This is a genomic window from Mycobacterium sp. E2733, assembly GCF_001667585.1.
In the GTDB taxonomy this organism is placed as follows: Bacteria; Actinomycetota; Actinomycetes; order Mycobacteriales; family Mycobacteriaceae; genus Mycobacterium.
Map to the genome: position 1 here is coordinate 33,691 of NZ_LZJZ01000050.1, position 9,701 is coordinate 43,391.

The following is a 9,701-nucleotide window of genomic DNA, read 5'->3' on the forward strand; positions in this document are numbered from 1 at the left end:
TTGCGGGGCCGGGGTCAGCCGTGCAGCCGTTTGGCAATGACCTCGCGGGGCAGCTGCCGGGGAGTCGGGTAGGCAACGATCACCCGTTCCCTGTCGGGATCGCAAGCTTCGACGAAGGTTATCCCGCCCTGGGTATACGAATAGGCGGCAACGTCGTGAGCCTTCAGGCGGTGTGCAATCTGCTGCAGATCGGATTCGCTGTCGGTGGCCCACATCAGATACTGCACGCCGATGGTGCCCGGCCCGCGATGCCGGAAGGTGGGCTCTGCATGCAGGTATAGCTGAAATCCGTTGGGTGCCAACAGCAGAGCCATGTTGGACTCCCGAATGAGCACACTGCAGGAGAACACATCGCAGTAGAACTTCAGCGACCGGTCCAAGTCCGACACCCGGATCACACACGAGGCAACCCCCGCGGCGATCCCGGCCTCGGGGTTTTCGGTATCCATAGCTTGATTCTGCTCGCCTGCCATGTCATGTCTCCGGCGGCTATTTGGCGAGTTCCTCGAGGGCCAGCGTGGCATGCGCGTAGGCGCCACCGGCGCGCATCTCGGCCGCGACCCAGATGGCCTCCATGATCTCTTGGTCGCTGTTGCCTTTCCGGCGGGCGAGCCGGGTGTGCCCGCGGATGCAATAGGGGCATTGGGTGGTGTGCGCGACCGCGACCGCGATGAGCTGTTTGGTTTTCTCCGGCAGGGCGCCATCGGCGAACACCGCACGGCTGAACGCCTCAAACGCGTCATGGGTGTGGGGGACGAGTTCCTTGCGGAGTTTGTGGATCTCGGGGGTTGTGGGGTGGTACATCTCCTCGGCCATGGTGGTGTCTCCTTCCTGAGTCGGACTAAATTGTCAGCGCTTTGTGGCCGCGGGTTCGTTGCCGAGCAGTTGGCGGAGGACGTACTGCATGATGCCGCCGTGCCGGTAGTAGTCGGCCTCGCCAGGGGTATCGATGCGCACCACCGCGTCGAACTCGACATCGCCGGCCTTCACATGCACGGTCTCGGGGATGCTGTGGTTGAGCGCGTCGACACCGGTGATGTCGACGGCCTCCTCCCCGGTCAACCCTAGCGAGTCCGCGCTTTTCCCATCGGGGAATTGCAGTGGCAGCACACCCATCCCGATGAGGTTGGAGCGGTGGATCCGTTCGTAGGACTCGGCGATCACCGCGTGCACACCGAGCAGGGCGGTGCCCTTGGCCGCCCAGTCGCGCGACGACCCGGAGCCGTATTCCTTGCCGGCGAGGATGACCAGGGGCGCACCGGCCTTGGCGTAGTTCACCGATGCGTCGTAAATGGTCGCCACCGGGCCGTCGGGCTGGGTGAAGTCGCGCGTCCATCCGCCTTCGGTACCCGGGGCAAGCTGGTTGCGCAGCCGGATGTTGGCGAAGGTGCCGCGGATCATCACCTCGTGGTTGCCGCGCCGGGAGCCGTAGGAGTTGAAGTCCTTGCGGTCAATCCCGTGTTCGGACAAATACTTTCCCGCGGGTGAGTCGAATTTGATGGAGCCGGCCGGACTGATGTGATCGGTGGTGACCGAGTCACCGAGCTTGGCGAGCACGCGGGCGGCGGTGATGTCGCCGACCGGCTCGGGTTCGCGGGCCATGCCGTCGAAGTAGGGCGGCTGGCGCACATATGTCGACCCGGGGTCCCACTGGAAGGTGTCGCTGCCGGGGACCGTCAGCGAGCGCCAGCGATCGTCGCCGGCGTACACGTCGGCATAGCTCTTGGTGAACATCTCGGCGCGCAAGTTCTCGTCGACGACTGCACTTATTTCTTCGGTCGACGGCCAGATGTCGCGCAGGTACACCGGTTGGCCGTCGCTGCCGGTGCCAATCGGGTCTTGAAGCAGGTTGGTGCGCAGCGTGCCTGCCAATGCGTAGGCGACCACCAACAGCGGCGACGCAAGGAAGTTCATTCTGGTCTCCGGGTGGATGCGCCCCTCGAAATTGCGGTTACCCGACAGCACCGAGCAGACCGTGAGGTCGTTGTCGGACATCGCCTGGCTCACCTCGGGAATCAGCGGGCCGGAATTGCCGATGCAGGTGGTGCAGCCGTAGCCGACCAGGTTGAAGCCGAGCTTGTCCAGATACGGTGTGAGCCCGGCCCTTTCGTAATAGTCGGTGACGACGCGGGACCCGGGCGCCAGCGAGGTCTTGACCCACGGTTTGCGGGCCAACCCTTTTTCCACCGCCTTCTTCGCCAGCAGCGCCGCGCCCACCATCACCGACGGGTTGGAGGTGTTGGTGCACGAGGTGATCGCGGCGATCACCACATGTCCATTGTCGATTTCCGTGCGGGTGCCGTCGGCAAACTCGACCGGCGCCGGCGCGGTCACCCACGGGAGTTTCTCGCCGTCGTCCCAGGGCGCGCGCGGTTTGCCTTCCGGCTGGGCATGGTCGCCAAAGGCGATCGGGTCACTGGCCGGGAATGAGTCCGCCGATGCTTTGTCCAAAGCCGACAACGCCTCCGCTGTGGTCTCGGCGCCGTTGAGCAGCGCGGCGACCGTGTGCGGGGCCACCCGCAGCGGGATGCGGTCCTGCGGTCGTTTGGGCCCCGCGATCGACGGCTGGATGGAGCCCAGGTCCAGTTCGATCGTCTGCGAGAACGTCGGCTCGTGGTCGGGGTGGTGCCACAGGCCCTGCTCCTTCGCGTAGGTCTCCACCAGCCGGATCTGGTTTTCGGGGCGACCCGTCAGCCGCAGGTAGTCCAGGGTGACGTCGTCGATCGGGAAAATGGCGCAGGTGGCGCCGTATTCGGGGCTCATGTTGCCGATGGTGGCCCGGTTGGCTAGCGGCACGTTGGGCACACCGGGTCCGTAGAAGTCGACGAACTTTCCGACCACACCGGTTCGACGCAGCAGCTCGGCCACCGTCAGCACCAAGTCGGTGGCCGTGGTGCCGGACGGTAGCTCACCGGTCAGCTTCAGGCCCAGCACCTGCGGTATCAGCATGCTCATCGGTTGGCCGAGCATGGCCGCCTCGGCTTCGATACCGCCCACACCCCAGCCGAGCACCCCCAGCCCGTTGACCATCGGGGTGTGCGAGTCGGTGCCGACGAGCGTGTCCGGATAGGCCTGCGGACCGTCCGGGCCCTGGCGGGTGAACACGACTCTGGACAGATATTCCAGATTGACCTGGTGGCAGATCCCCGTATCCGGTGGCACGACACTGAAATCCGTGAACGCCTGCTGCGCCCAGCGCAGCAATTGATAGCGCTCGGCATTGCGTTCGAACTCTAATTCGGCATTGATCCGGAAGGCGTCCGGGCGGCCGAAGACGTCGGCGATCACCGAGTGGTCGATCACCAGCTCCGTCGGGCACAGTGGATTGATTCGTTTGGTCTCACCGCCGAGATCGGCGATGGCGTCGCGCATCGCCACCAGGTCCACTACGCACGGCACCCCCGTGAAGTCCTGCATCAGCACTCGTGCCGGGGTATAGGCCACCTCCCGCCCATGCTTGGCCGCCGGATCCCAGGCCGCCAGTGCGCCGATCTGTTCGGCGGTCACCAGCCGGCCGTCCTCGTTGCGTAACAGGTTCTCCAGCAAGACTTTCAAGCTGTAGGGCAACCGATCCGCGCCGTCGATCCGTGCCAGGCGGTGGATCTGGTAGGTGGTGCCGCCAACGGCAAGTTGATCACGCGTTCCGAAGCTGTCCGAGGCCATGAGAAACCCCCTTACGCGCTGCCCGACTGGTAATTCGAGCCTACGGCAATTGAGTACATGGGCAAGAGTGGCAGGTTGGCACACCGGCCCGAGCGAACCCCCAGAATTCGATGAATACCCTCTTGCGGGCCGGCCGCATACTGGGTACATGCCGGAGCTGACCATCCAGCCGCAAGCAGCCGACGGCACGTGATAAACCCGCCGATTGCGCGGCAACGTTGAGCCATCTCGACGCCCACTATTGACCAGGAGTCCCGATGACAACCGAGGCTGACGCCGCTCTCATCAAGCTCACGGGTACGGTCGTGAAGGTCAAGAACGCCACCGACGACATGCGTGGACGGCAGGTAAAGGACAAGGACCACAAGCACTTCGGCAGGGTGCATGACGTCTTCGTGGACGACCGTGAGCGCAAGCCCCGCTTCCTCCTCGTCGACCATGGTGGCCTTCTCGGCATCGGCGAAAGAGAGTCTTTCATCCCGGTCGACGTGATCGACGCGACCACCAGTGATGATGTCTTCATCGGCGATACGCACGATCACATCTGCGGGGCTCCGGCGTATGACTCAGGACTGGTCAACGATCGTGACTACCAGAGCCGTGTCTGTGGGTATTACGGATGCTCGCCCTACTGGCAGTCCGGTTACGTCTACCCAAGCTTCAACCTGTAAGCGAGTTCGGAACCGTGGGTTCCGAAACCACCAAGTCGCGATCGGTAACTGTCGACACCGACAAGCCGGTGACTGACCCCGCGGGGGTGCTGCCACGGCCGGGACTCAGCCCTTGCGTCGCAACACGTCGGCGAGCGCCCGCCGCGGCGTGGGCGGCGGCGTCCCGTCGAGTGCCGGCGCGACACCCACCCGGATCAGGACCTGGGGCAGATCGGTGTGACCCGTGATCGCCGCGAGCAGTTCACGGCTGACCGACAGTTCCGTCAGTTGTGAGACCGTGCACGTGGCCAAGCCGGCCATCGTGCATTCCAGCAGGACACGCGACAGCGCCTCGCCGCACTCCAGCGCGTTGGCGTGGGTGTCGTCCTCGGTGGACAGCATCAAGATCTTCGAGAAATCTCGCGTGATCCCGGCGCGCCTGTCCAGGTTGCGGGTGAAGGGAAAGTGGCGATTGACGCCTACCCGATGCGACTCGGCGGCCGAGATCAGCGAGCTATAGGGGATGCCCTCGGCTACTTCGAACGGGGCTGTCCACCAATCGAGTTCGAGATGGTACGGAGAATCGTACAGACGCAGCGACTCGGTGAACTCGGCCGCCTCGGCCAGGCGCGGACGCGTCTCCTCCGGTAGCACGTCCAAGCGCACTCCGCCGCCGTCGATGCCGCCGCGTAGCAGGGGCTCGAACGATTCCCAGTCGACCGGTGCGAGGAATGGCAGCCGATCAGTCCGGCGTTTCAGCATCGCGTCGGCGCGACGACGCTGCTCGTCGGTCACGCCTTCCGCGGGTACGAATTTCACCCGCGCCAGGTGGGCCGGATTAGCTGGATCGGGAAATCGCTCGACATCGGCGATCCAGCCCGCGGCCGCCATCGCCACCCGAAGATGATCGAGCACCCCGCCGCAGCCGATGTGAGCCTCTCGCGTCGATCGGTCCGTGTGCACGACACGGCTCGTATCGAGAAACAGGTCCAGCCCGGCGCCGTCTGTCACCCACAGCCACGGCTGGGTGTTGTACAGGGACGGGGCACGGCAGGCGATCCGGACCGCGTTCTCGATGACTGTGGTTTCCACCATGGTGTCCAACATGGCGCACCTCCGGTTTCCCTGCTGCCCCAAGGTCGTCGCGTCAGTGGAGACGCCCAGGGCGTTCAGTGCTATTATTAATGAATAATATCCTCTAAATAGCTGGAAGGCAACCGGACGAGAGGACTGATGGGGTGGGCGAGCACAACGAGGAGGAGGCCGGGCGGCCGCACCGCGGAAAACGCAACCGGCAGCACCAACGAGTTCTGGAAATGGTGCGCGAGCACGACGGACCGGTCGACGCGGCCGAACTCGGTGCCCGGCTCGGACTGCACACGACGACCGTGCGCTTTCATCTTGACGCGCTGTGCGCCGAGGGGCTCGTTGAGCGCACCCGGATCACGCGCGCCGGCGTGGGCCGCCCCCGCACCGGCTACAGCGCGGTGCGCGAGCGGCTGGACTATCGAATCCTGGCCGAGATATTGGCGCTGGAACTCGGTGAGACCGTCGACAAGCGGCGCCGCCGCGCTGAAGCCGCCGGCCGGCGATGGGCTGAGCGGATCAAGGAGGACGATTCCCACGAAGGTATTGCGGGGCAACATGTTCCACAGCGCCTTACACCCAGAAAAGCCGCTGAAGAGCGATCGGCGATGATTACGACGGTGTTCGACCGCATGGGATTCGGTCCCGAGTTAATCTCGCCCGAGAAGTCGACTCCCGGCAACGAGCGGACCATCCGCCTGCACAGTTGTCCGGTCCGTGACATGGCCCGTGATCACCCGGAGGTGGCGTGCGCCCTGCACCGCGGGCTGTTGCAGGGCCTGGCGGGCCCGACGGAGCCGGTTGGTTCCGCGCCTGCGATGCACGCCGAGCTGAGACCCTTCGTCGAACCTGAACTGTGTCTGGCGAGGGTGATCGCGCGTGACTGACTTGTGCGCCCCGGTCGGCCATGGGATCGCAGATCTCGCTACCCGCGCGGACGTCGAGGCGCTCTTGCGCCGATTTTACGGCCGGGTGATGGTCGACGATGTGCTCGTCGAGCCGTTCGGGGAGTTGCGAAGCAAGGGTTTGGACTCGCACATCCCGGTGATGACCGACTTCTGGGAGACCGCCCTGTTTCGTGCCGGACTCTATCGCGGCAGCGCCCTGCACGCCCACCGGCACATCCATCGGCGAACCCCGTTGAGCAGCCGCCACTTTGTTCGCTGGCTGACGGTGTGGAATGAGACCGTCGACGCGATGTTCCAAGGACCCATCGCCGAACGCGCGAAGATTCAGGGCGCCAGGATCGCCTGGGCCATGCATCGGCGGTTGACGGGCACGGACACACCAGAACTCGACACCGCGGTCGCGCGCTGAACGCTCTCGTGGCGTGCTAGCGGCGGAAGAGCTTGCGCCCCAGCCAGACCGCCGGGTCGTACCTGCGACCCGCGACGCGTTCCTTCATGGGGATGATGGCGTTGTCGGTGATCTTGATGTGCTCCGGGCAGACCTCGGTACAGCACTTGGTGATGTTGCACAGTCCCAGGCCCTGCTGGTCCTGGGCGAGGTCTCGACGGTCGGCGGTATCGAGGGGGTGCATTTCCAGTTCCGCGAGGCGAATGAACATGCGCGGCCCGGCATACGCTCGCTTGTTGTCTTCGTGGTCACGGATCACGTGGCAGACGTCTTGGCACAGAAAGCACTCGATGCACTTGCGGAACTCCTGCGAGCGCTCGACGTCGGCTTGGGCCATCCGGTATTCGCCGGGCCGAAGATCCTTGAATGGCGCGAAAGACGGTATTCTTTTGGCCTTTTCATAGTTGAACGAGACGTCGGTGACGAGATCGCGAATCACCGGGAAGGCTCGCATCGGGGTACCGTGACAACCTCGTCTTCGGCGAAGGTCGACATGCGGGTCATGCACATCAACTTCGGATAGCCGTTGATCTCCGCCGAGCAGGAACCGCATTTGCCCGCCTTGCAGTTCCAGCGCACCGCCAGGTCGGGCACTTGCGTGGCCTGCACCCGGTGGATCACGTCCAGCACGACCTCGCCCTCGTTCACCTCGACGGTGAAGTCCCGGAGATCGCCACCCCGCTCGTCGCCGCGCCACACCCGGATGATCCCGTTGTAAGTCATCGACTCCTCCGTCCGGTCAAGGCATTCCAGTTGAGCATCGATTTTCGCGTCATTAGTTCCAGTTGCCCGTCGCGTCCTCCACTATGGGGGCAGGATGCGCATCAGATTGTCTGGTGACGCCCGAAGTATTCGTGGTCTTCGTTGTAGCCTCCGTATCCGCTGCCCAGCTCGGAGTAGTGGGCGATGAACTCAATGCCCTTGATCCACTTCACATGTCGGAAGCCGTGTTGTAGTTCGTTCCGCAGCCGCAGCGGTGCGCCGTGCCCGTAACTCACCGGCTCGTTGTTCATGTCATAGGCCAGCATGGTCAGATGGTGACTCATCTGCTCGATCGGGTGCGCGACGTAGTAGATGCCGCCGTCGGCGCCCGGACCCAGCGAGTAGAACACCACCCACTTGGCTGCCGGCAGCGGCTTGACGATGTCCATGATCGTCTGCATCGACACGCCACCCCATTTCGCGACGCCCGACCAGCCCTGAATGCAAAAGTGTTGGGTGATTTGTTCGTGGTACGGCAGCTCATGCAGGTCGGCTAAGGAAAACTCCATCGGATGCTCGACGAGACCGTAGACGCGCAGCCGCCAATCGACAAAGTTGTTCTTCTCCAGCTCTTTGTACTCAACGGTTTCCGGGTAGGTGCCGTTGTGCCAGAGATACGGCGAGATGTCATCTTCGGTGAACGCTCCTGGCTCGGGGTTGACGCGCTCGAACAGCCGTTGCAGCGGCCCGACGAGTGCGTAGCCGACCCGTTGCACCACGCGCGGATGGCGATGGGTGAAGGGCGTGGCGGCCACCCAGCCGACGGTGACCACCACCATGGCCATGGCGAATACCCCGAACCCGACCCAGCCGTTGTCGTCGCGCGCGGCGAACATGTGGTTGAGGTTGCGCAATGCCTCGGTAGCGAAGACGAACGTCACGTGGACGACGATGAAGAAGAGGAAATACACCAGCACCAGGAAATGCAGCGAGCGCGCGGCCTGGATGCTCAACCGCTTGCTGATCACGGTAAGACGCATCGAGAGGGCCGGCGACATTCCGAGCCCGGTGATGAGCGCGAGCGGTGCGGCGATGAAGACGGTGGTGAAGTACGCCAGCAGTTGCAGCCCGTTGTAGGCCACCCAGGTATTGTCCGTCGGCCAATCCAGCGACAGGTATTGGATCGCAACGGAAACCGCGTTGGGGAAGACGTCCCAGCTGGTCGGAACGACCCTTCGCCATTGGCCGGTAGCGAACAAAAGCACGTAGAACGCCGCGCCGTTGAGTAGCCACAAGACGTCTACGCCGAGGTGCCACCACCGCGCCAGGCCGATCGAATGGCGAATTCCCGGCAACCCCAGTTGGCGCGGTAGTGCTACCGAGTCGTCCTTGGCCGTCCACAGCGGGTCGTCCGGCACTGGCTTTGCCACCCGCAGCCATTCGTCCTTGCCCGGCGTGGAGTTGCGCCTGAAGTAGAGCCGCGGATGGTCGCACAGGATCTGGATCCCGGAGCGAATGATGAACATCATCAGGAACAGGTTGAAGAAATGCGTCCAGCCCACCCATGCGGGGATGCCCGGGCTGACCGCCGAGGGAACCCGGCTGCCGGGATAGCGTTGAATGAATGCCTGGACGGCCGGCATGTTGTGCAGGCCCTTGCCGACCGCTACCGCCGCGAGCAGGAAAACGAATCCAATGGGAATGAGCCACAACAGATTTAACCATCTGTCACGACCGATGCGCAGCCGCGGCGCAATCGCCCGTTTGTCTTCGATCCCGCCGGCCCAGGTCTGCGGGTCGACGATGTTCTCGGCCAGCTGCAACTCTGCGCGATAGCCCGCATCCTGACTCTGATCGCCGACGTCATTGTTGGGTGTGACGTGTCGACCGTCGCGCGGCGTAATCGCCTCGGCGCTCGCAGAGGAATCAAGCTGTCTGTCGGCGCCGTGATCACCCTGCGGGCGCAGAAAGTAGGTTTCGTGTTGTGTCATGGGGGAGCCCACTCTCTATCTAGTTTATACAATCCCCCTTGTGTAAACGATACGCCACGGCGGTGCGCCGCCCCCAGGCAGCGCAACATCCACGCCCGGACGGTTCGCGCTGCGGTCCGGACATCGGAGAACCCTTGACGGCATACAGACATACTGTATGTTAATACATACAGTATGTATGAGGGGGGGGGGGGGGGGGGGGGGTGGGGGGGGGGCCGGGGCCGCGGGGGGCGGGGGGCGGGGCGCGGGGGGG

The 9,701-nt window shown here is 64.1% G+C and carries 8 protein-coding genes and 1 pseudogene; 3 read left to right on the forward strand and 6 right to left on the reverse strand.

The genetic code is table 11. From position 1 onward, the window contains the following. Positions 1 to 14: 14 nt before the first annotated feature. Genes A5678_RS10120 through A5678_RS10130 form a run of 3 tightly spaced genes read right to left on the reverse strand, consistent with a single transcriptional unit; the run spans position 15 to position 3,663 of the window. Entirely contained in the window at positions 15 to 449 is a 435-nt protein-coding gene (locus A5678_RS10120; RefSeq protein WP_068041536.1) for a VOC family protein, read from the reverse strand. 40 nt (positions 450 to 489) lie between these two features. Then, complete coding sequence (locus A5678_RS10125) at positions 490 to 816, reverse strand: carboxymuconolactone decarboxylase family protein (protein WP_068041538.1); 327 nt, start codon at positions 814 to 816, stop codon at positions 490 to 492. Between the two features lie 33 nt (positions 817 to 849). After that, on the reverse strand, positions 850 to 3,663 hold the full coding sequence (locus A5678_RS10130) for an aconitate hydratase (protein WP_068041542.1): 2,814 nt from the start codon (positions 3,661 to 3,663) through the stop codon (positions 850 to 852). 257 nt (positions 3,664 to 3,920) lie between these two features. On the opposite strand from A5678_RS10130, the gene A5678_RS10135 reads away from it, so the two are divergent. Beyond that, positions 3,921 to 4,334, forward strand: a complete 414-nt coding sequence (locus A5678_RS10135) for a PRC-barrel domain-containing protein (protein WP_068041546.1) — start codon at positions 3,921 to 3,923, stop codon at positions 4,332 to 4,334. A 105-nt stretch (positions 4,335 to 4,439) separates the two neighbouring features. Here A5678_RS10135 and A5678_RS10140 read toward each other — a convergent pair whose 3' ends face one another. After that, positions 4,440 to 5,420 (reverse strand): nitroreductase family protein, encoded by a 981-nt coding sequence (locus A5678_RS10140; RefSeq protein WP_068041548.1) that lies wholly within the window; start codon positions 5,418 to 5,420, stop codon positions 4,440 to 4,442. Between the two features lie 131 nt (positions 5,421 to 5,551). Between A5678_RS10140 and A5678_RS10145 the strand changes: the two genes are divergently transcribed. Both A5678_RS10145 and A5678_RS10150 read left to right on the forward strand, forming a co-directional pair. Next, entirely contained in the window at positions 5,552 to 6,286 is a 735-nt protein-coding gene (locus tag A5678_RS10145) for a metalloregulator ArsR/SmtB family transcription factor (protein WP_068041551.1), read from the forward strand. Further along, complete coding sequence (locus tag A5678_RS10150) at positions 6,279 to 6,716, forward strand: group III truncated hemoglobin (RefSeq protein ID WP_068041554.1); 438 nt, start codon at positions 6,279 to 6,281, stop codon at positions 6,714 to 6,716. The genes A5678_RS10145 and A5678_RS10150 overlap by 8 nt, the downstream gene beginning before the upstream one ends. A 16-nt stretch (positions 6,717 to 6,732) precedes the next feature. Here the strand turns inward: A5678_RS10150 and A5678_RS10155 are convergent. Both A5678_RS10155 and A5678_RS10160 read right to left on the reverse strand, forming a co-directional pair. Next, positions 6,733 to 7,478: pseudogene (locus A5678_RS10155) on the reverse strand (succinate dehydrogenase/fumarate reductase iron-sulfur subunit). A gap of 101 nt (positions 7,479 to 7,579) precedes the next feature. After that, positions 7,580 to 9,448: a molybdopterin-dependent oxidoreductase gene (locus A5678_RS10160; protein WP_082945483.1), complete on the reverse strand. Its 1,869-nt coding sequence runs from the start codon at positions 9,446 to 9,448 to the stop codon at positions 7,580 to 7,582. Positions 9,449 to 9,701: the final 253 nt, after the last annotated feature.

Coding starts and splice junctions, on each gene's coding strand:
- A5678_RS10160 (WP_082945483.1), bottom strand. CDS start 9,448: ATGACACAACACGAAACCTACTTTCTGCGCCCGCAGGGTGATCACGGC.
- A5678_RS10135 (WP_068041546.1), top strand. CDS start 3,921: ATGACAACCGAGGCTGACGCCGCTCTCATCAAGCTCACGGGTACGGTC.
- A5678_RS10130 (WP_068041542.1), bottom strand. CDS start 3,663: ATGGCCTCGGACAGCTTCGGAACGCGTGATCAACTTGCCGTTGGCGGC.
- A5678_RS10125 (WP_068041538.1), bottom strand. CDS start 816: ATGGCCGAGGAGATGTACCACCCCACAACCCCCGAGATCCACAAACTC.
- A5678_RS10120 (WP_068041536.1), bottom strand. CDS start 449: ATGGATACCGAAAACCCCGAGGCCGGGATCGCCGCGGGGGTTGCCTCG.
- A5678_RS10140 (WP_068041548.1), bottom strand. CDS start 5,420: ATGTTGGACACCATGGTGGAAACCACAGTCATCGAGAACGCGGTCCGG.